Below are 20,590 nucleotides of genomic sequence, written 5' to 3'. Positions count from 1 at the left end.
TCATGAGTCGCAAGGAAGATGATGCGCAGCCTGCGCGTCGTCGTTTATTAAAAGGTCTGGGCCTGCTGGGCGGCGCAGCGGCCCTGGGCGGAGGCTGCCCCTACCACACTGCCCGCGCGGAGAGTTTTTCGCCGGGTACCGTGACACCTCAGGCGCGGCAGCAAAGTCAGCCGTTTTATGGTCAGCATCAGGCAGGTATCACGACACCACAGCAGGCCTCGATGATGCTGGTGGCGTTTGATCTGCTTAGCAGCGATAAGGCGGAGCTGGTGCGTCTGTTCCGTCTGCTGACCCAGCGCATCGCTTTTCTGACCCACGGCGGACCAGCACCAGCGGTAACAAATCCGCAGCTGCCGCCTATGGATTCCGGCATTCTGGGGCCGACGATAGCGCCCGATAACCTGACGATAACCGTTTCGGTCGGTCACGCCCTGTTTGACGACCGTTTCGGGCTGGCCCCGCACAAGCCGGCAAAGCTGCAGCCGATGACGCGCTTTCCCAATGACTCGCTCGATGCCAGTCAGTGTCATGGCGATCTGCTGCTGCAGATATGTGCCAACACCCAGGATACGGTGATTCATGCTCTGCGTGACATCATAAAGCACACGCCTGATTTGCTCGGCGTACGCTGGCGGCGCGAGGGGTTTATCTCTGAGCATGCTGCGCGTAGCCAGGGGCAGGAAACCCCGATCAACCTGCTGGGATTCAAAGATGGCACGGCCAATCCGGATACCCACGACCCGGCGTTGATGAATCAGCTGCTCTGGGTAACAGCCGACCAGCAGGAACCGGCCTGGGCGCGCAACGGCAGCTATCAGGCGGTCCGGCTCATCCGCTTCCATGTGGAAATGTGGGACCGTACGCCGCTGGGAGAGCAGCAGACTATCTTTGGACGGGAAAAGCTGAGCGGCGCGCCGCTGGGGATGAAGCATGAACATGATGTACCGGATTACACCCGCGATCCGGATGGCGAGGTGATCGCCCTGGATGCTCACATCCGTCTCGCGAATCCCCGGACCGCAGAGACGGCCAGCAGTCTGATGTTGCGCCGCGGCTACAGCTACTCGGCTGGGATTTCCGCCGCCGGGCAGCTGGATATGGGCCTGCTGTTTGTCTGCTATCAGCACGACCTGGAGCGCGGTTTTCTCACCGTACAACGGCGTCTGAATGGCGAAGCGCTGGAAGAATATATCCGGCCTTTTGGCGGCGGTTACTTTTTTGCGCTGCCTGGCGTCCCTGATGCCAGCCGTTATTTAGGACAGTCGCTGCTGGAAGCCTGATTAAAATTTAATCGCAATGGGCGTGCCGTTTACTGGCCGCCCATGATTCCCCGTCAGTACGCATCAGGCGGTGAGTTTTTACTGAGATTTAGCGCATTTTCAGAAAATGAGAAATAATCTAACTTTCTGAAATTTATGGCTTTTACATTTTTTCGTAAAACAAATGTTTACCCGCTATTAGCAATTCCTTTGCCAGCAGATAAAATTACAGTTGCAAAGGCCCAACAAAATGGTGCACTTTATTAAACAGGCGTAATCGGATGTGTTGATGTATCACACTGGAGTTCGCGCATGGGTCGATTCTTTTCTGGAAAGTCATTGCCGTTAAATAAATTGCGCCCGAACGCGAGGGCAATTTCGCCTCGTTATCTCTCCCTTTCTTTAACGCTTTCTTTTGTCTTACAACCTGTGCTATCCGGTGTTCAGCGACGCCTGTGCGCGGCTGTATACCTCTTATCCTGTCCTGTCATGGCTCTGAAGGAAGCCAACTGAAACCTCTAAAGCGTTCACGTAATCGCAACGGGCTACGCGCCTGACGCGGGAAATGAAACCAACTGAAAGGTGCCACTATGGGAAGACAGAAAGCAGTGATCAAAGCGCGTCGTGAAGCAAGAAGAGTGCTTCGCAGTGACTCCCGGAGTCACCGTCAGCGTGAAGAAGAGTCGGTCACTTCGCTGGTGCATATGAGCGGACTGGACGCAATTGGCATGGCGCGCGACACGCGTGACCGACTGCCGATTGAGGCCCGCAATGACGCTCAGGCGCACTATCTTAATGCCATAGAAACCAAGCAGCTGATCTTCGCAACCGGTGAAGCCGGATGCGGTAAAACCTGGATCAGCGCCGCGAAAGCGGCTGAGGCCCTGATTCATAAGGATATCGACAGGATTATCGTTACTCGCCCGGTACTTCAGGCAGATGAGGATTTGGGATTTCTGCCCGGTGATATTTCTGAGAAATTCGCCCCCTATTTCCGTCCGGTCTATGACATTCTGGTTAAACGTCTTGGCGCATCATTTATGCAATATTGTCTGCGTCCGGAAATTGCCAAGGTAGAGATTGCGCCTTTCGCCTACATGCGAGGCCGCACTTTTGAAAACGCCGTGGTGATCCTGGATGAGGCGCAGAACGTTACCGCCGCGCAGATGAAAATGTTCCTGACCCGACTGGGCGAAAACGTCACGGTCATTGTTAACGGCGATATTACCCAGTGCGACTTGCCCACTGGGGTGCCTTCTGGTCTCGCAGACGCGCTGGCGCGTTTTGAAGAGGATGAGATGGTTGGCATTGTCCGCTTTGGCAAAGAGGATTGTGTGCGTTCTGCGCTGTGTCAGCGCACCCTGCATGCATATAGTTAGCGTTTGATTGAGTAAGATGTGTAGCGCCCAAACCCGGCTCCGGCCGGGTTTTTTTATTGTTGAATGCTGAAAGCCTGCACAGACATAAGCGTCATAATAGCAGGCTGCCCGCTGTCATCGTCAGTGAAACAACACTCTTTTTGCCGGATGGCTTCCGGTTTCCGCATTGCCAGAAGTGTGATCTGCCGTATGTGATGACTCAGTGCGCGTCTATTATCGCGAATATTTTCCTGCTCCCTGGTTCGCCTTCGCTCAGTAATATCCGTTCTGCAGAGAATGGCTACGACTGCATGGATAGCGGGTTTAAAAACCAGCAGATCGATGCGGTCACAGATCTGCGCGTTACCTGACCTGAAATAGGTGAACTGACTCTCACATTCCCATGAAGCCGGTTGCATGGCTGCTCCACCAGGTTACGGTGAAACCGGTTGCATGGCTAGTGTTCCGGATTACCGCAGAGGCCGTCTCACAGTTGCGTGGGACGCAATGACTGAATAAAAAAGGAAAATTGCATGGCTGTTATCAGGGATTACAACAGGTTAGCAAATGATATTCTCCGGGAAGTGGGCGGGGAAGAGAATATTGTGAGTTTTACTCGCTGTGCCACCCGGCTGAGGCTGGTACTGAATCAAACTCCGGCAGAGGCGAAGCAGAAAGTGCAGAGTCTGCCGGGAGTGATTGCAGTGGTAGAGAGCGGCGGGCAGTTTCAGGTGGTTATCGGCACCCATGTCGCCGACCTGTTTAATGCAATGTCGGGTCTTGTGAAAGAGACAGCCGCTTCTGCCAGTCAGACAGGGAAGACGCGCAGGCTGGATGCTGTGATTGCCACCATGTCGGCCGTCTTCGCCCCGATTGTGTATATTCTGGCGGCAGCCGGTATCCTGCAGGGAGTGCTGATCGTTGTCAGTCTGATTGATGCTGATATTAAAACGACAGGCACCTTTGCGGTGCTCAATTTTATGTCCTGGACGCCGTTTGCATTTTTGCCGGTCTTTATCGCCATGACGGCAGCCCGGCATTTCAAATGTAATCCGTTCATTGCTGTGCTCTGTTGCTGTGCATTGATCAGTCCGGACTGGGCATCGCTGGCCGGACGGATTGCTGGCGGAGAGAGTATAAATTTTCTTTTCTTTCCTCTCTCCAAAACGGTTTATACCTCCTCGGTTCTGCCCCCGCTATTTCTGGTGTGGGCACTCTCCTGGCTTGAACGCCGTGTGGAGAAGGGGATACCGGATGTGGTCAGCCCGCTCTTTACACCGCTGATCTGCTTCGTGATTATTGTGCCGCTGACGCTGATTGTCATCGGACCCATTACCACCTGGGCCGCAATGGGGGTAGCGGGGGGGTATAACGCCCTGTTCCAGGCGGCACCGCCGGTTGCGGCAGCGGTGATTGGTGGCGTATGGCAGATTATCGTTATTTTTGGTGTTCACTGGGGCATTACGCCCGTCATCATGGCGAATTTTGACACACAGGGGTATGACTCTTTTCAGGCTTACCAGACGATCGCGGTGATCGGTCAGATGGCTGCCGTGTTTGGGGTGTTCCTGAAAACCCGCAATATCCAGTTAAAAGCTACCTCCATGTCGGCCGGTATTACGGCTATTTTCGGTATTACAGAACCCGCCATTTATGGCGTGACGCTGCGTTTTAAAAAGCCCTTTATCTGTGGCTGCATCGGGGGTGCGATTGGGGCGGTCGTTGCCAGCCTGTTCGGCAGCCTGTACTACGCCTATGCGGCATTACCAGGCCTGTTTACGCTGGTCAATGCCATCAGTCCGGCTGCGCCGATGTCGTTTATTGGTGAGCTGGTGGGCGCGGTTACCGCGATTGTACTGACTATCCTCATGGTGCAGTTTGTGGGTTTTGACGATCCTGTCAATGAAGAAGTCACGCCATCGCCAGACGGCAAAACCCAGACGACACCGGAACCCGGCCTTGCCCGGAGCATGGATATTCTCAGCCCGTTAAAAGGCAACGTTGTTGCGCTTGAAGACGTGGCTGATGAGACCTTTGCCGGGAAATTTCTTGGCGACGGTGTCGCGATCAAGCCTGAAGAAGGTAAAGTGGTGGCCCCCTGCAAGGCGACAGTCGTGTCATTACTTCCCTCACATCATGCCATTGGACTAGTCTGTGAGAATGGCGCAGAGTTACTGATCCATGTTGGTTTAAATACGGTTGAGCTGCAGGGTGAACATTTCACGCCGTTAGTGAAAGAGGGCGATGTGGTCAGCGCGGGAGCGCCACTGCTTGAGTTCGATCAAATCAGTATTGAACATAAAGGCTATGACCTGACGACACCGGTTCTGGTCGTGAACAGCGACGATTTCACGCTGATGAAGTATCTGTCTCAGGGCGCGGTCGGCAGAGGCGTGCCTCTGATGTCGCTGGCATAAGAAAACGTGAACAGGCTCAGGCGCGACGTGTCGGTTTGCCACGGCTGCGCTTTCCGCCCGGGCCTGTTTTCAGCGGTACAGAAGGTCGGGCAGGAGTCATCCAATCACGGGAGTGTAAACATGGTAACAATACTGGATGTCGCCAGACGGGCCAGCGTCTCCAAAGCAACCGTATCTCGTGCACTGAGCGGTAAAGTCTTTGTGCGGGAAGAGGTGAAAGCCCGGATTCTGCAGGCGGTGGCAGAGACCGGTTATCGGCCCAACAGACTGGCGCGCAATCTGTCGAATAATACGACCCACTCGATCGGGCTGGTCATTACTAACGGGCTCTATAACGGCCCGTTTTTTTCGGGGATGGTTTATCAGGCGGCAACACTCAGCGAGAAGCAAAATCGTCAGCTGGTGCTGGCGGACGGTAAACACAGCGCTCAGGACGAGCGCAATGCCATTGGATTGCTCCTCGAACTTCGCTGCGAAGCCATCATGATCTATCCCAAATATCTTTCCGTCAGCGAACTGGATGAGATCATTGATGAAAATCAGACGCCGATAGTGGTGATTAACCGCGAACTTATCAGAAACCGGCATCGCTGCGTGTTTACAGATCATCGGCGCAGTAGTGAGGAGATGATGGCGCATCTGCTGGCTCAGGGACATACCCGGATTGCCTTTGTCATGGGTAACACGGGTTCGCCCACGGGGGAGCAGCGTTTAGCGGGCTACCGTCATGCGCTGCAGGAGGCGGGGATTAGCCTGGATCCGCAGCTGATAGTGCAGGGTGCCTGGAGTACAGAGAGCGGTTACCAGGCTGGATGTGAGCTGCTGGCACGCAGTGTTCCGTTTACCTGTGTACTGGCCGCCAATGACGATATGGCTATTGGTCTGGCAAAAGCTTTTCAGGAGGCGGGGAAAAGCGTGCCGGAAGCGATCTCGCTTGCCGGATTTGATGATGCGGTCATCGGAAAGTATTACACACCCTCTTTAACGACCGTTCATGTTCCTGTCGATGAAATGATCCGTGATGCGATGGAAATTATATTGCGACCTGAAGAGAGAGCGCTATTTTCGCATCAGGGAACGCTGGTGAGCCGGGACTCAGTCGCTCGCTGTCCTGAAATCTGTTAATGGATGTGGCGGTGAGAGGGGGATGGATTCGCTGCGCTCACCCTGCGGGCAGCGTCGCAGGCGCCGCTGTCCAGCGCGCTGCGCACGCTGTCGCACTCCGGCGGGACTTCTCACCCCCTCTGTGCGGTGCAATAGGCAAAAAAAAAGCCTGAACTTTCGTTCAGGCTCTTCTTCAGAATGTGGCGGTGAGAGGGGGATGGATTCGCTGCGCTCACCCTGCGGGCAGCGTCGTATACGACGCTGTCCAGCGCGCTGCTCACGCTGTCGAACCCCTGCGGGGCTTCTCACCCCCCCTCTGTGCAGTGCAATATGCAAAAAAAAGCCTGAACTTTCGTTCAGGCTCTTCTTCAGAATGTGGCGGTGAGAGGGGGATGGATTCGCTGCGCTCACCCTGCGGACAGCGTCGTATACGACGCTGTCCAGCGCGCTGCGCACGCTGTCGAACCCCTGCGGGGCTTCTCACCCCCTCTGTGCAGTGCAATAGGCAAAAAAAAGCCTGAACTTTCGTTCAGGCTCTTCTTCAGAATGTGGCGGTGAGAGGGGGATGGATTCGCTGCGCTCACCCTGCGGGCAGCGTCGTATACGACGCTGTCCAGCGCGCTGCGCACGCTGTCGAACCCCTGCGGGGCTTCTCACCCCCTCTGCACGGTGCAATAGGCAAAAAAAAAGCCTGAACTTTCGTTCAGGCTCTTCTTCAGAATGTGGCGGTGAGAGGGGGATTCGAACCCCCGATACGTTGCCGTATACACACTTTCCAGGCGTGCTCCTTCAGCCACTCGGACACCTCACCACATTTACTTCGCTGACCGCGCTGGGTCAACGGGGCGCTACTATAGGGAGTCGACTGAAAACGGTCAAGCACTATTTTTTTCTTTTGATCTATTCGCTTAAGCTCTGTACGAATCGATCTGCCCGACCCTGAAACGGGCAATTTACAGGCCCTTATCTGCCGGAATTTTCAACGTTATGGAAAAGCAGACCGAATAAGGGCGACATCCCGGCGAGGCTGCCGGTCCGATGTCACCCTGACGAATCAGCTTTTCACACGGTCAGCAAAACTTTTACGCAGTTTCTGCAGCTTGGGTGGGATTACCGCCATGCAGTAGCCATTGCGCTGACCTGCGCCTTCCCAGTAATCCTGGTGATAGGCTTCCGCCGGATACCACTCTTTCAAAGGCTCGATGGTGGTCACTACCGGCACCTCATGGTCCGCCTGGGCGCGAGCAATGGCGGCGCGCGCTTCCGCTTCCTGTTCCGCATTGGCCGGGAAAATCGCCGAGCGGTACTGCGTGCCGATGTCGTTACCCTGACGGTTAAGCTGCGTCGGATCATGCGTAACGAAGCTGATATCCAGCAGATCGCCGAAGCTCACTTTCTCCGGGTCAAAGCCAATACGAATCGCTTCCGCATGACCGGTGGCCCCGCTGCAGACCTGCTCATAGGTAGGATTAGGCCGGGCGCCACCGGTATAACCACTTTCCACCGACTCAACGCCGATCACATCTTTAAATACTGCTTCGGTGCACCAGAAACAGCCACCTGCGATCACTGCATATTCGATTGCCATAATATTTTACTCCTGTCAGGTCGAAAGAGTTGAATGGGGACGGAATGAGGGGCTTTCAACTACAACAGCATCTCAGGTTTAAAATCGCCGCTCTTATCCAGCATTTTATCGCCCATTACGCTGAACCGGCCTTCACCGGTGTAGTGCAGCGTCGCGGGATACTCCGGCTGTTCGGCGACATGCGCTTTCACGATTTCAAAAATAAACAGGTTATAACGGGCCACCATCGCATCGTCATAGAGCTGGCATTCGAAGCTGGCAAAACATTCGGCAATCATTGGGGCGCCCACCACCTGAGCCGGTTCCGGCGTGAGGTTGAAAGCGCTGAATTTATCGAGCTGGTCACCATGGCTGTTGCCGATGGCGACCACTTCGTCAATCAGCGAGGCGGAGGGGATGTTCAGGACACACTGACCGCTGTGACGGATCAGCTCATGACTGTGATTCATGCCCGCGATCATGCAGCCGACGAGGGAGGGCGAAAACTCCAGCACGGTGTGCCAGCCGAGGGTCATGATGTCGTGGTGATCCTGATACTGCGAACTGAGCAGCACCACCGGACCGGGTTCCAGATATTTGCGGGCTTTACTGACCGGAAAAGCATATTTGTGCATGCGCGGGCTCATGGCGTCACTCCGTCAATGAAACGTAACCATTAAGTGTAGAGCACACGGCAGAGGCAGCAGGCCGGATGACGGGCTATCTGCACGCGCAGAGAGCGGTGAACCAGAATTCTGTGTGGCAGTATCGCGAGCTTAAGGTTTCCTTAATATGCCGTCGCGATACTGTCTGCTCCAACTGAGGAGAATGCGATGAAAACGGTTTCTGCTGACCTGCCTGTAACGACCCCGCGCCCGGTAAGCGAATATGCTGCACTGCTGATTGCTGCGGGGACGGTCATTCTGTTTCTCTCGGCCTGGTTCAGCGCTTAAAACCGGACCACTGCCCGACAGCCGCTTTGATCGCGACGGTTCTCCAGGAAAAACTGGAAGCGGTGTAACTGAACGATGCGGCTGACGATGCTCAGCCCGAGTCCGATCCCGCCATAGCGGCTATCCATCCGGATAAAGGCTTTACTCAGCTCGCCACTTTTACTCTCATCAATTCCCGGTCCCTGATCTTCCACCACCATCATTGGCTGTGGTGACGCGAGCAGATGCACACTGATAGTGCTGTTCTCCGGGCTGTAGCGATGGGCGTTTTCCACCAGATTCCGCAGCAGCATCTTCAGCAGTGTTGCATCACCGCGTACAAACTGTTCCTGCGGCAGGTCGAGCAGCAGCGTCTGATTGTGCGCCTCCAGCATGATGCTCAGCTCCGCCTCCATCGGCAAAATCACATCTTCAATCAGCCCCACGTTCTGATAGGTGCCGGAGGTGAAGGACTGCCCGGCGCGTGCCAGACTCAGCAGCTGCGACACGCTGTGGGTCATCTGATCCAGCCGCTGAACCAGCGGCTGAACTTTGACATCGCTGTGACGTTCGATTAACTCCAGATGCAGGCGCAGACCGGCCAGCGGGGTGCGCAATTCGTGCGCCACATCCGCGGTAAAGAGGCGCTCACGTTCCAGGCTGCTGTTCAGGCGGGCCACCAGCTGGTTGATCGCCTGCGTCACCGCGTCAATCTCATGCACCTGGCTGTGGCATGCAACCGGGTCGAGATTCTCTTCGCTGCGGCTTTCCAGTTCTCTCTGCAGACGATAGAGCGGCCGTGTTATCCATTTCACCGCCTGATAGCAAAGCAGCAGGGTCAGGGTGATCATCACCAGACTCGGCACCGCCAGACTGGCCACGGCTTCGCGGACTTCACGCTCGACGTTGCTGTCCATATTGCGCTTCTGCAGATGCGCTTCCACCAGATACTGAATCTGCTCTTTACTTTCGTGCCAGAGCCAGACCACGCTGATCACCTGGAAAACCAGCAGGATCAGGCCAATAGTCAGGATAAGGCGAAAGCGCATACTGCGATGATCGAAACGTCCTATCATGTTGCCTCACGAAGGCCATCCTGCGTGACAAGCGCATAACCAAAGCCGCGCACGGTGCGGATGGCGCTTTTGCCAATTTTGTCGCGCAGATTATGAATATGCACTTCCAGGGTATTGGTCGAAGGTTCGGTTTCCCAGTTGTAGATATCCTGATAGAGAATTTCGCGGTGAACCGGATTGCCGGCCTTAAGCATCAGCCGCGACAGGATTGCGAACTCTTTAGGCGTCAGGTCCAGCAACACGTCGCTGAGCGAGATCTGACGATGGGTCATATCCAGCGCCAGCGCGCCCACTCTCACCTGGGTATCCCCCTGATTGACATTACGGCGGATCAGGGCACGGATCCGTGCCAGCAGCTCATCCAGCGAGAACGGTTTAATCAGATAGTCATCCGCGCCAGCGTCAAGCCCGGCGATGCGCTCGCTGATGGTGTCGCGTGCGGTCAGGATCAGTACCGGCGTCATCTTCTTCTGCCGCCGCAGACGGATCAGGAAATGGAGTCCATCTTCGTCCGGCAGACCCAGATCCAGCACTACCAGGCTGTAAAGCCCGCTGGCAAAGTGCGCCTCGGCATCGCGTACCCGTGTCACGCCGTCGCAGACATAGCCTTCACCTTCCAGCGCCAGCATCAGCCCCTGCAGCAGCAGGGCGTCATCTTCAACAATCAGTATCTTCATTAGGGTTGGCTCCGACACGACGTCAAAATATCATCCGCAGGTACATATTCGTGGGTTGCGGTGCCGGTTAATCCCAGCAGGGTAGAGAACAGATTATCCTGAGAGAAATCATCTGTCGCGGCCAGTTTAGTCAGGCAGCTGCGGTTAACCGCAAAACGATGCTGATAATCGTCTGACAGCCAGAGCAGCAGCGGGACATGTTTCTGCGTATCCGGCGCGATAGCATAGGGCAGACCATGCAGATAGGCGCCATTTTCGCCCAGCGATTCCCCGTGATCAGAAAGATAGACCAGGCTGGTAGTAAAACGATCCTGATGCGCGCGCAGGATGCCGATGGCCTTATCAACAATGTGATCCACATTAACTATCGTGTTGTCATAGGTGTTGACCAGCTGCTGCTGCGAGCAGTCCTGGATCTGATTGGTATCACAGGTCGGGGCAAACTGACGCAGCTGCGGCGGATAGCGATGGCTGTAGGTCGGCCCATGGCTGCCAATCGTGTGCAGGACAATCACTGCGTTACCTTTCAGCTGGCTGATGTATTCATCCAGACCATGGAACAGGACGTCGTCATAGCATTCGCCATCGATACACATGCCGGGCAGATTCAGGCTGGTCATATCCTGATGCGGAACCCGATCGCAGGCACCTTTGCAGCCCCCGTCATTCTCATTCCATAGCACGCTGATCCCGGCGCGCTGAATCACATCCAGCAGCCCCTCCTGATGGGCGGCCAGTACATCGTCGTAGTGGGCGCGCGGCATGTTGGAGAACATGCAGGGCACCGACACCGCAGTCGCCGTTCCGCAGGAGGTGGTGTGCGGGAAGTAGATTACATCATCTTTTGCCAGCAGCGGATTGGTCAGCCGCGTATAGCCGCCCAGCGAGAAGTTCTGTGCACGCGAGGTCTCGCCCAGAACCAGAATGGTGAGCTGAGGTTTACCGGTGCTGTGGCCGGGCAGCAGATGCGCATCCTCCCCGATGCGTACCAGCGGCACGTTCTGCAGCTCCTGATGCTTATACCAGGAGAGCGTCGCGGCGATGCTGTTTGACGGGCTCAGTGCTTTCACCAGTTCACGGTTATTACGGAACAGCGACGCGTAATCTTTATAGAAGAGCAGAGCAACCAGCACGATCAGCGCGGCCGAAAGGATCAGGCTGAGCAGGCGTGCCAGTACGCCGCGCAACTGCTGCCGTTTTACCCGTGGCCAGAACATCAGCAACGCCATCAGTACGCCCGAGGTCAGCAGTGTAAAAATCAGTTGCGGTGTGATCAGCGCAAAGGTTTCTGAGGCGGTGGTGTCCATCATATTGGTGATCATCGAGCGATCAATCACGATGTGATAGGTCTGAATAAAAAACTGCGCCGAGGCGGAAACCAGAATAAACAGCGCAGCCAGCAGCCTGTCCAGCCAGAAAAATGAGGCCAGGGTCAGCGCGATATTAATGACGCTGAAGGCGACCAGCGGCATCGATAAAAAGACCAGCGTGGTATGAAGGCTATCCAGCGGCATTACCGCCAGCACCTGCCGGTAATAGGCAATATTCAGAAATACCGCGATGTAGATCGCAGCGAAGATCAGCAAGCTGAGGCGGCTAATCAGCGGCCTTTTAAGGGTAAACGCCATGAGAGCAGAAACCAGAGTAATAAAAGTGTCACGATAGTGCGCTTTCAATATTAGGAATACCTTAAGACGCTTAAGGTTTGATCGCGGCCTGTTGTCCCAATTGCAATGCAGGCCATACCCAGGTCATGCCTGGACCGGAGCCGCGCTCGTTAGCCTGAAAGGTACAGGCTGACGAGGCGCTTTTCTGCTTATTTAACCGCAGCGGCTGGCATGAAAACTGCATATTTCTGGCGTAACCCCTATTAATGACTACACTTAACGCGAAGGTGTTCTCAGGTAGTCAGTATTGTCAGCAACGCGTTTGCACGTTTGAGGAGAGTGACCTATCGAATCACCCTGTTTTACCCCTCAATCACCGCCTTTCAGAATTTCCCGCTTGCTGACCTGACTGCGTCAGGACATTCTTGTTTTAACTCAATGTTTTATTCAATACGATTTCAGGAGAAGTGACGTGAATCAGGTGGCAGACCCTCATGCCAGTTACCCGACATTAACGAACGGACAGTACGCCTTCTTTTTTGATGTCGATGGAACGCTGGCAGCAATTCAGTCCCGTCCCGAAGCGGTCTTTATTCCTGAGCAGGTTATCGCCCAACTTCAGCAGCTCTCTGCCCACTCGCAGGGCGCACTTGCGCTGGTTTCTGGCAGACCCATTGAACAACTCGATGCGCTGGCTGCGCCCCTGAAGGGGCCGGCGGCGGGTGTGCACGGTGCTGAACGCCGTGACGCAGAAGGGCACCTGCAGCGCATCAGCCTGCCCGTTGAGGTTGAGCAGTCGCTCAGGACCGAACTGCAGGATGCGATGGCCGCCTGGCCAGGTACCCAGCTGGAAGTCAAAGGCATGGCCTTTGCCCTTCACTACCGCCAGGCAATGCAGCACGAGCAGGATGTCCTGCGTCTGGCCGAACAGTCCATAAGGCGTTTTCCGGGACTGGCGCTCCAGCCGGGAAAATGTGTGGTAGAAATTAAACCGCAAGGTATCGATAAAGGCGCTGCTATCAGCGACTTTATGCAGCAGCCCCCGTTTGCCGGACGGACGCCGGTCTTTATCGGTGACGATCTGACAGACGAGAAAGGCTTTGCCGCCGTGAACGCAGCGCAGGGCATTTCCATAAAAGTGGGTGAGGGTGCCACTCAGGCCAACTACCGGCTTGAAGATGTGAATGCAGTTTACGGCTGGCTGGAAAAAACATTATTACTATCAGAACAAGACAACGTCGGTAAGGAGTTTAGGTTATGAGTCGTTTAGTGGTTGTATCTAACCGTGTCGCCATGCCAGATGGGTCTAAAACCAGCGCAGGCGGCCTGGCCGTCGGCATTCTCGATGCACTGAAAAGCACCGGTGGCTTGTGGTTTGGCTGGAACGGTGAAATCAGCGAATTCACAGGCGAAGAAGAGGAAGAGGTCAGAGTCCAGGAACATGAAGGTATCGAATATGCCTCATTCCCGCTGAGCCAGAATGATTACGATCTCTATTATTGCCAGTTCTCCAATACGGTTATCTGGCCTGCTTTCCATTATCGCCTTGATCTGGTGCAGTTCCAGCGTGAAGCCTGGGAAGGCTACTGCGATGTTAATGATGCGGTGGCGCAGCGTTTAAAACCGCTGATTAAGCCGGACGACATTGTCTGGATCCACGATTATCACTTTTTACCGTTCGCCGCAGCACTCCGTCGCGCAGGCATCAATAACCGTATCGGTTTCTTCCTGCATATTCCTTTCCCGACGCCCGAAATATTCAATGCGCTGCCGCCGCATAAAGAGCTGCTGGAAATGCTGTGCGAATATGACCTGCTGGGCTTCCAGACCGAATCAGATCGCGTGGCCTTCCTCGACAGCGTCAGCCAGCTGACGCAGTTGCAGAACAAAGGCGATAAAAAACATCGTGCCTTTGGCAATACCTTTATGACCGAGGTTTATCCGATTGGGATTGAGCCAGACAGCATTAAAGAGATGGCCGAAGGACCGCTGCCGCCAAAAATGGCCGCAATGAAGAAAGAGCTGGGCGATGCGCGCAATATTATCGCCTGTGAACGTCTCGATTATTCCAAAGGTCTGCCAGAACGTTTCCTCGCCTATGAAGCTCTGCTGGAGAACTTCCCACAGCACCGTGGCAAAATTCGTTACTCGCAGATTGCACCGACGTCACGTGGCGATGTGCAGGCCTATCAGGATATCCGTCATCAGCTGGAAACCGAGGCAGGGCGCATTAATGGTAAGTACGGTACGCTGGGCTGGACTCCGCTCTACTACCTTAACCAGCATTTCGACCGTCGCCTGCTGATGAAAATCTTCCGTCTGACCGATGTGGGTCTGGTAACACCGCTGCGTGACGGTATGAACCTGGTGGCGAAAGAGTATGTGGCGGCGCAGGACCCGGACGATCCGGGCGTACTGGTGCTGTCGCGTTTTGCCGGCGCGGCTAACGAGCTGACGTCAGCGTTAATCGTTAATCCTTATGACCGTGATGAGGTTGCCGCTGCGCTGGATAAAGCGATTACCATGCCGCGCACTGAAAGAATCTCCCGCTACAACGATATGATGGCGGTTTTGCGCAGGAACGACATCACAGCCTGGCGCGAGAGCTTCCTGAAAGATCTGGAACGCATCGATCCACGCAGCGTGGACCACAACACCGTTAACAAAGTCGCGACCTTCCCGAAACTCGCTTGATCACACTGACAGCGGCAGCGGTATCTTCGGGTATCGCTGCCGTTTTACGTTTTTCTTCCGACACGCCCATTTACGCTGCATTGTCATCAGCAAACGCTTTTCTGCGCGCGTTATCCGCTGCAAAGTGTGACCCAGTTCATGCAGGGCTCAGTGCAACCTCCTGTCAGCCTGCGGCTGGTCACTTTCTTTACCTTTTTTACTCAAGTCTGGCGTTGCGCTGCCGATAAAAAAAGAGGCGAAGCATAACCTGTTGTTAATTCATTCGTCTTTCTTATATAAAAGCCTGTTACATCAGGCGCTGGAGCCTTAATACTTTGTCGAAATGAGTTACATACGCTTGCCAGAAACCCGTCATACTGCCGCCTGAGACTTACGCTTTCATTACTCACTTCCTGCGATACTCCCATTAAGTAACTAATTTACCTGCAAATACTCACCGCTATGAACAGCATAAAATGCTGTTAACTCATCGCCAGATGGTTCTAAATAGGGCGATAAAACAATTAGCACACGATATCGATCCCCGCCTGTTCAACGCGTCGAATAACGCTGCAATTACCCTCTATTAAGCCTTTCTCAGGACAAATTGGACTTAAAAACACAATTTTCTGCTCATAAATTGACCAGAAGGTAAGCGATGGTAAAGGGTTGCTGAAGAAATTTGCCTTAAAAGTGTGATCTGCATCACACTTTATCTAAAATTTCATCTGGCTGTCGTTGTATGTCGAAATCAGACGATATAGATTTGCGTTGTTTTCGGATTAGTCCTAAAAAACGTAAGAAGACATCACGGAAGGTGTCCAGAACCCAAAAATAAAATGGCATGGTTTTTTGACCTTCGGTGGGTCTGAAACCCACAAAAAACAGAAGGCAGAAAGCATGGTATTAATGATATCTGAAGGTTTCTTTGCCATCTTTTGATTTAACAAACAGCAGCTCGAACCGCAGGGAACTTTCTGCGATACAGTTACGTCTCATCTCTCAGGATGGAAAATAAATGGGCACCTCTGAAGTACTGAAACATATTTACGACCTCAACTTGTCTTATTTACTGCTTGCGCAGCGTTTAATTAACCAGGATAAAGCTTCTGCAATGTTTCGCCTCGGCATTGATGAGAAAATGGCAAGTGCATTATCTGAATTAACATTACCTGAGATGGTAAAAATGGCGGAAACCAATCAACTGGTTTGTCAGTTCCGTTTTACCGACAGCACAGCGATTAATCGTCTGACACAGGAATCCCGCGTGGATGATTTACAGCAAATCCACACCGGTATTTTATTATCAAGCGGCTTACTGCGTAATGCGTCTAAAGATGATCTGCCTGCTAAAAAGAGAGCAATGTCATGAGTGAAAAAAGTATTGTTCAGGAAGCCCGTGATATTCAACTGGCAATGGAGCTGATCACCTTAGGTGCGCGCTTACAGATGTTAGAGAGCGAAACCCAGCTGAGCCGCGGCCGGTTGATCAAGCTCTATAAAGAACTGCGTGGCAGTCCGCCACCCAAGGGCATGCTGCCGTTTTCGACTGACTGGTTTATGACCTGGGAGCAGAATATTCACGCCTCGATATTCTGTAACGCCTGGAAATTTTTGTTGAAAACCGGTCTGTGCAGCGGCGTCGATGCCGTGATCAAAGCCTACCGGTTATATCTTGAACAATGTCCGCAATCGGACGAGGGCCCGCTGTTGGCGCTGACCCGCGCCTGGACCCTGGTCCGATTCGTTGAAAGTGGCATGCTGGAACTGGCGGATTGTAAGTGTTGCAATGGCAGCTTTATTAATCATACGCATCAGCCCGTTGGCAGCTTCACCTGCAGCCTGTGCCAGCCGCCATCACGTGCCGTAAAAAGACGTAAACTTTCTGCAGAACCTGCCGATATGTTTCCACAACTGCTGGATGAACAGGTTAAACACGCCGTTTAAGTTTGTTCGCATTGTGGAAGTCATCCAGCAGCGGTTAATACCGCTGCTTTTTTTTGCTTGCGGTTCAGGAATAACAGCTGCTGCGCTGGCGTCGCTTCCACCAACACGTTTCGGACGTAAGGAATTTTTGTGCTGATAATTATAGGTTACCTGGTTGTTTTAGGCTCCGTGTTAGGCGGATACGCACTGGTAGGTGGCCATCTGGGCGCGCTTTATCAGCCGGCTGAATTATTAATGATCGGAGGTGCCGGAGCGGGTGCTTTTTTAGTCGGCAACAATGGCAAGTCGATTAAAAAAACGCTGAAGGCGCTGCCTCTGTTATTCCGCGGGTCAAAATACAATAAAGCGGTTTATATGGATTTGATGGCGCTGCTTTATCGCCTGATGGCGAAGTCGCGTCAACAGGGGATGCTGTCGCTGGAACGCGATATTGAAGATCCCAGCCAGAGCGAAATTTTTGCTAATTATCCTCGTATTCTTGCCGATAAACAGTTAGTCGATTTTATCACTGATTATTTGCGCCTGATGGTGAGCGGCAATATGAACGCCTTTGAAATTGAAGCGTTGATGGATGAAGAGATCGAGACCTACGAACACGAATGTGACGTACCAGCGCAAAGTATTGCCGCGGTGGGTGACGGCCTGCCCGCTTTCGGTATCGTGGCGGCGGTAATGGGGGTTGTCCATGCGCTCGCCTCAGCTGACCGTCCGGCGGCGGAACTGGGCGCGCTGGTGGCTCACGCGATGGTAGGAACTTTCCTGGGGATCCTGCTGGCTTACGGATTTATCTCGCCGCTGTCATCGGTGTTGCGCCAGAAGTGTGCGGAAACGACCAAGATGATGCAGTGCATCAAGGTGACCCTGCTGTCGAGCCTCAACGGATACGCGCCACAGATTGCGGTGGAATTTGGTCGTAAAACGCTTTACTCCGCCGAGCGTCCGTCGTTCAGCGAACTGGAAGAGCATGTGCGTAACGCCAAAAACCCGGCTAAACAAACTTCGGACGAGACCTCATGAAACACGGCAATCGCCCAATTGTGCTGATTAAAAAGCGCAAACATAAAGGCCATGAAGGCAGCCACGGATCGTGGAAGATTGCCTACGCCGACTTTATGACGGCGATGATGGCCTTTTTTATGGTGATGTGGCTGCTGTCGATCGCCAACCCGCAGGAGCTGGTGCAGATCGCTGAGTATTTCAAAACGCCGCTGAAGGTGGCTCTGACCGGGGGGGCGCGCAGCAGTGACAGCGAAAGCCCCATTCCGGGTGGCGGTGACGATCCGACGAAGAAAGAGGGTGAAGTGAAGAAAGCTGTCGATATGGATGCCCAGAAACGGCAGCTGGATGAGATTCGCCTTAACCGGCTGCGTGAAAAGCTGGACCAGTTGATTGAAGCCGATCCGCGCCTGAAAGCGCTGCGTCCGCATCTGATTATCAACATGGTGGAAGAGGGGCTGCGTATTCAGATTATCGACAGCCAGAACCGCCCGATGTTTAAGACCGGCCGGGCCGAAGTTGAGCCTTACATGCGCGACATTCTGCGCGCAATAGCGCCGATTCTGAATGATATTCCCAACCGCATCAGCCTGGCCGGGCATACTGACGATTTTCAGTATGCCAGCGGCGACAAAGGCTACAGCAACTGGGAACTGTCGGCTGACCGGGCCAACGCCTCGCGCCGTGAACTGGTGATGGGCGGCCTGGATGGCGGCAAAGTTTTACGAGTGTTGGGCATGGCTGACACCATGCGCCTGAAAAATCGCGGCGGGAATGACGCAGTGAACCGCCGCATCAGCCTGCTGGTGTTGAACCACGACACCGAAGCAGCAATAGAAAAAGAAAACGCAGAAAGTGATGCCGTCCAGATCAGCGATCCGGCGGCGATTGAACAGATTCGCGCACCGCTGGCAACACCAGGCAGCGCGGTGAATACAGCAGCCCCCTCACAACCGAGGTGATTCCCGTGAGTATGGACATCAGCGATTTTTACCAGACGTTTTTTGATGAAGCCGATGAGCTATTAGCGGATATGGAACAACACCTGCTGGGTCTTGACCCGCAGGAGCCAGATTCTGAGCAGCTTAACGCCATCTTCCGTGCCGCTCACTCCATCAAGGGTGGGGCCGGAACCTTTGGTTTTACGGTATTGCAGGAAACGACTCATATCCTGGAAAACATTCTGGATGGTGCTCGTCGCGGCGAGATGCAGCTCAGCACCGACATCATCAACCTGTTTTTGGAAACCAAAGATATTATGCAGGAACAGCTCGATGCTTATAAAACCGCGCAGGAGCCTAACGCGGAGAGCTTTAAATATATCTGTGAAGCATTACGCCAGCTGGCGCTCGAGGCGAAAGGCCTGCCGGTCGACGCGCCTGTGCCTGTCGCGGCTGTCAGCCACGCGCCGGTGAGCGCAGACGCGGCCAGCACGGGCGGCCTGCGTGTCCGCCTGATCGATCTCAAAGAAAAAGAGGTCGATCTGATGCTGGAGGAAATGGGCAATCTTGGCACGCTGACCGACGTGAAGAAGGGCACCAGCACGCTGGATGTCTGCATTGACGGCGTGGGTAAAGATGACATCGTGGCCGTGCTCTGCTTCGTTATCGACGAAGCGCAGATCCACTTCCCTGAGGCAGACGATGCCGCAGCCGTCCCGGTGGCGCTGGCCACCGCGCCGCAGGTTGAAGAGGTTCACACCGCCAGCGTCACCGAACTGCCCGTGGCAGCGGTGAAGCGGGAGAGCAAGCGCGCAGCGGCGCCAGCCAAGTCGAGCGAATCCACCAGTATCCGCGTGGCGGTCGAAAAGGTCGATCAGCTGATTAACCTGGTGGGCGAACTGGTGATTACCCAGTCAATGCTTGCCCAGCGTTCCGGTGAACTCGATCCGGTGGCGCACGGCGACCTGCTGAACAGCATGGGTCAGCTGGAGCGTAACGCCCGCGATCTGCAGGAATCGGTGATGTCGATTCGTATGATGCCGATGGAATATGTCTTCAGCCGCTTCCCGCGTCTGGTGCGTGATCTTGCCAGTAAACTGGGTAAAGAAGTTGAACTGACACTGCTGGGCAGCTCAACCGAACTTGATAAGAGTCTGATTGAGCGCATCATCGATCCGTTAACACACCTGGTGCGTAACAGCCTCGACCACGGTATCGAAACCCCGGAAAAACGCCTGGCAACCGGTAAAACGGCGACTGGCAACCTGACGCTTTCTGCGGAACATCAGGGCGGCAACATCTGCATTGAAGTTTCGGACGACGGTGCAGGCCTGAACCGTGAACGTATTCTGGCAAAAGCCCTCTCTTCCGGTCTGCCGGTTCACGAAAACATGAGCGATGAAGAAGTCGGCATGCTGATCTTCGCGCCGGGCTTCTCTACTGCCGAGCAGGTGACCGATGTCTCAGGACGCGGCGTCGGCATGGACGTGGTGAAACGAAACATCCAGGAGATGGGCGGTCACGTTGAAATCGCTTCGAAGCAGGGCAAAGGGACCACTATCCGTATCCTGCTGCCGCTGACGCTGGCGATCCTGGATGGCATGTCCGTCCGCGTGGCCGACGAAGTCTTTATTCTGCCGCTGAATGCGGTGATGGAATCGCTGCAACCGCGCGCCGAAGAGCTGAAACCGCTGGCCGGTGGCGAGTGTGTACTTGAAGTGCGTGGCGAATATCTGCCGCTGGTCGAGCTGTGGAACGTCTTTGATGTGCAGGGCGCGAAAACCGAAGCCACGCAGGGCATCGTGGTGATCCTGCAGAGCGCGGGCAAGCGTTACGCGCTGCTGGTCGATCAGCTGATTGGTCAGCATCAGGTGGTGGTGAAAAACCTGGAAAGTAACTATCGCAAGGTGCCGGGCATCTCCGCAGCAACCATTCTGGGCGATGGTAGCGTGGCGCTGATTGTTGATGTTTCAGCACTGCAGTCACTTAACCGTGAAAAACGTGTGGCCGGCGCTGCCGCCTGATTGATAACGAAA

The 20,590-nt window shown here is 54.4% G+C and carries 17 protein-coding genes, 1 tRNA gene and 3 other RNA genes; 12 read left to right on the top strand and 9 right to left on the bottom strand.

The window, feature by feature from the left end; genetic code table 11:
* The first annotated feature begins 2 nt into the window (after positions 1–2).
* The 5 genes from efeB (at position 3) to ACLHDD_RS07925 (ending at position 6,159) form a co-directional block, all read left to right on the top strand.
* Positions 3–1,280, top strand: a complete 1,278-nt coding sequence (gene efeB, locus ACLHDD_RS07945) for an iron uptake transporter deferrochelatase/peroxidase subunit (protein ID WP_427103668.1) — start codon at positions 3–5, stop codon at positions 1,278–1,280.
* A 569-nt stretch (positions 1,281–1,849) separates the two neighbouring features.
* Positions 1,850–2,638, top strand: a complete 789-nt coding sequence (gene phoH / locus ACLHDD_RS07940; RefSeq protein WP_427103667.1) for a phosphate starvation-inducible protein PhoH — start codon at positions 1,850–1,852, stop codon at positions 2,636–2,638.
* A gap of 56 nt (positions 2,639–2,694) precedes the next feature.
* Positions 2,695–2,988: a hypothetical protein gene (locus tag ACLHDD_RS07935; RefSeq protein WP_427103666.1), complete on the top strand. Its 294-nt coding sequence runs from the start codon at positions 2,695–2,697 to the stop codon at positions 2,986–2,988.
* 162 nt (positions 2,989–3,150) lie between these two features.
* Positions 3,151–5,034 (top strand): beta-glucoside-specific PTS transporter subunit IIABC, encoded by a 1,884-nt coding sequence (locus ACLHDD_RS07930; RefSeq protein ID WP_427103665.1) that lies wholly within the window; start codon positions 3,151–3,153, stop codon positions 5,032–5,034.
* A 120-nt stretch (positions 5,035–5,154) separates the two neighbouring features.
* Positions 5,155–6,159, top strand: a complete 1,005-nt coding sequence (locus ACLHDD_RS07925) for a LacI family DNA-binding transcriptional regulator (protein WP_427103664.1) — start codon at positions 5,155–5,157, stop codon at positions 6,157–6,159.
* A gap of 180 nt (positions 6,160–6,339) precedes the next feature.
* On the opposite strand, the gene ACLHDD_RS07920 is transcribed toward ACLHDD_RS07925, so the two are convergent.
* The 9 genes from ACLHDD_RS07920 to eptA all read right to left on the bottom strand — a co-directional run bounded on the left by ACLHDD_RS07920 (position 6,340) and on the right by eptA (position 12,018).
* A non-coding RNA gene (locus ACLHDD_RS07920) (RtT sRNA) lies at positions 6,340–6,467 on the bottom strand.
* A 47-nt stretch (positions 6,468–6,514) separates the two neighbouring features.
* Positions 6,515–6,642: non-coding RNA, RtT sRNA (locus ACLHDD_RS07915), on the bottom strand.
* 45 nt (positions 6,643–6,687) lie between these two features.
* Positions 6,688–6,815, bottom strand: a non-coding RNA gene (locus ACLHDD_RS07910) — RtT sRNA.
* 46 nt (positions 6,816–6,861) lie between these two features.
* Positions 6,862–6,949, bottom strand: a tRNA-Ser gene (locus tag ACLHDD_RS07905).
* Positions 6,950–7,192: 243 nt separating this feature from the next.
* Complete coding sequence (gene msrA / locus ACLHDD_RS07900; RefSeq protein ID WP_313655564.1) at positions 7,193–7,726, bottom strand: peptide-methionine (S)-S-oxide reductase MsrA; 534 nt, start codon at positions 7,724–7,726, stop codon at positions 7,193–7,195.
* 59 nt (positions 7,727–7,785) lie between these two features.
* Positions 7,786–8,352: a flavin reductase family protein gene (locus ACLHDD_RS07895; protein WP_427103663.1), complete on the bottom strand. Its 567-nt coding sequence runs from the start codon at positions 8,350–8,352 to the stop codon at positions 7,786–7,788.
* 302 nt (positions 8,353–8,654) lie between these two features.
* Positions 8,655–9,713, bottom strand: coding sequence for a two-component system sensor histidine kinase PmrB (gene pmrB, locus ACLHDD_RS07890; protein ID WP_427103662.1), 1,059 nt, complete (start codon positions 9,711–9,713; stop codon positions 8,655–8,657).
* The gene (pmrA, locus tag ACLHDD_RS07885) at positions 9,710–10,390 is read right to left on the bottom strand and encodes a two-component system response regulator PmrA (RefSeq protein ID WP_313655567.1); all 681 of its coding nucleotides are present in this window, start codon (positions 10,388–10,390) and stop codon (positions 9,710–9,712) included. Before pmrA ends, pmrB begins: the two co-directional genes overlap by 4 nt.
* Positions 10,390–12,018 carry a phosphoethanolamine transferase EptA gene (gene eptA, locus ACLHDD_RS07880; protein ID WP_427103661.1) on the bottom strand — a complete coding sequence of 543 codons (1,629 nt, stop codon included), beginning with the start codon at positions 12,016–12,018 and terminating at the stop codon, positions 10,390–10,392. The genes pmrA and eptA overlap by 1 nt, the downstream gene beginning before the upstream one ends.
* Before the next feature lie 451 nt (positions 12,019–12,469).
* Here eptA and otsB point away from each other — a divergent pair, with 451 nt between their 5' ends.
* The 7 genes from otsB (at position 12,470) to cheA (ending at position 20,578) form a co-directional block, all read left to right on the top strand.
* Entirely contained in the window at positions 12,470–13,258 is a 789-nt protein-coding gene (otsB, locus tag ACLHDD_RS07875; protein WP_427103660.1) for a trehalose-phosphatase, read from the top strand.
* Positions 13,255–14,691: an alpha,alpha-trehalose-phosphate synthase gene (gene otsA / locus ACLHDD_RS07870; protein ID WP_427103659.1), complete on the top strand. Its 1,437-nt coding sequence runs from the start codon at positions 13,255–13,257 to the stop codon at positions 14,689–14,691. The genes otsB and otsA overlap by 4 nt, the downstream gene beginning before the upstream one ends.
* Before the next feature lie 997 nt (positions 14,692–15,688).
* Positions 15,689–16,042 carry a flagellar transcriptional regulator FlhD gene (gene flhD / locus ACLHDD_RS07865; protein WP_427103658.1) on the top strand — a complete coding sequence of 118 codons (354 nt, stop codon included), beginning with the start codon at positions 15,689–15,691 and terminating at the stop codon, positions 16,040–16,042.
* Positions 16,039–16,617 (top strand): flagellar transcriptional regulator FlhC, encoded by a 579-nt coding sequence (gene flhC / locus ACLHDD_RS07860; RefSeq protein WP_427103657.1) that lies wholly within the window; start codon positions 16,039–16,041, stop codon positions 16,615–16,617. The genes flhD and flhC overlap by 4 nt, the downstream gene beginning before the upstream one ends.
* A 129-nt stretch (positions 16,618–16,746) precedes the next feature.
* Positions 16,747–17,634 carry a flagellar motor stator protein MotA gene (gene motA / locus ACLHDD_RS07855; RefSeq protein WP_128085060.1) on the top strand — a complete coding sequence of 296 codons (888 nt, stop codon included), beginning with the start codon at positions 16,747–16,749 and terminating at the stop codon, positions 17,632–17,634.
* Complete coding sequence (gene motB / locus ACLHDD_RS07850) at positions 17,631–18,575, top strand: flagellar motor protein MotB (protein WP_427103656.1); 945 nt, start codon at positions 17,631–17,633, stop codon at positions 18,573–18,575. Before motA ends, motB begins: the two co-directional genes overlap by 4 nt.
* 11 nt (positions 18,576–18,586) lie before the next feature.
* On the top strand, positions 18,587–20,578 hold the full coding sequence (gene cheA, locus ACLHDD_RS07845) for a chemotaxis protein CheA (RefSeq protein ID WP_427105186.1): 1,992 nt from the start codon (positions 18,587–18,589) through the stop codon (positions 20,576–20,578).
* Positions 20,579–20,590: the final 12 nt, after the last annotated feature.

Source organism: Pantoea sp. NSTU24 (assembly GCF_050157905.1).
GTDB lineage: Bacteria > Pseudomonadota > Gammaproteobacteria > Enterobacterales > Enterobacteriaceae > Pantoea.
Note: the sequence above shows the minus strand (reverse complement) of the source record. Positions and strands in the feature narration are given on the sequence as shown.

Excerpts from the sequence above, each read along its gene's own strand:
- flhD (WP_427103658.1), top strand. The coding sequence starts at position 15,689 with ATGGGCACCTCTGAAGTACTGAAACATATTTACGACCTCAACTTGTCT.
- flhC (WP_427103657.1), top strand. The coding sequence starts at position 16,039 with ATGAGTGAAAAAAGTATTGTTCAGGAAGCCCGTGATATTCAACTGGCA.
- phoH (WP_427103667.1), top strand. The coding sequence starts at position 1,850 with ATGGGAAGACAGAAAGCAGTGATCAAAGCGCGTCGTGAAGCAAGAAGA.
- motB (WP_427103656.1), top strand. The coding sequence starts at position 17,631 with ATGAAACACGGCAATCGCCCAATTGTGCTGATTAAAAAGCGCAAACAT.
- pmrB (WP_427103662.1), bottom strand. The coding sequence starts at position 9,713 with ATGATAGGACGTTTCGATCATCGCAGTATGCGCTTTCGCCTTATCCTG.
- ACLHDD_RS07930 (WP_427103665.1), top strand. The coding sequence starts at position 3,151 with ATGGCTGTTATCAGGGATTACAACAGGTTAGCAAATGATATTCTCCGG.
- ACLHDD_RS07925 (WP_427103664.1), top strand. The coding sequence starts at position 5,155 with ATGGTAACAATACTGGATGTCGCCAGACGGGCCAGCGTCTCCAAAGCA.
- ACLHDD_RS07895 (WP_427103663.1), bottom strand. The coding sequence starts at position 8,352 with ATGAGCCCGCGCATGCACAAATATGCTTTTCCGGTCAGTAAAGCCCGC.
- otsA (WP_427103659.1), top strand. The coding sequence starts at position 13,255 with ATGAGTCGTTTAGTGGTTGTATCTAACCGTGTCGCCATGCCAGATGGG.
- pmrA (WP_313655567.1), bottom strand. The coding sequence starts at position 10,390 with ATGAAGATACTGATTGTTGAAGATGACGCCCTGCTGCTGCAGGGGCTG.
- eptA (WP_427103661.1), bottom strand. The coding sequence starts at position 12,018 with ATGGCGTTTACCCTTAAAAGGCCGCTGATTAGCCGCCTCAGCTTGCTG.
- cheA (WP_427105186.1), top strand. The coding sequence starts at position 18,587 with ATGGACATCAGCGATTTTTACCAGACGTTTTTTGATGAAGCCGATGAG.
- msrA (WP_313655564.1), bottom strand. The coding sequence starts at position 7,726 with ATGGCAATCGAATATGCAGTGATCGCAGGTGGCTGTTTCTGGTGCACC.
- efeB (WP_427103668.1), top strand. The coding sequence starts at position 3 with ATGAGTCGCAAGGAAGATGATGCGCAGCCTGCGCGTCGTCGTTTATTA.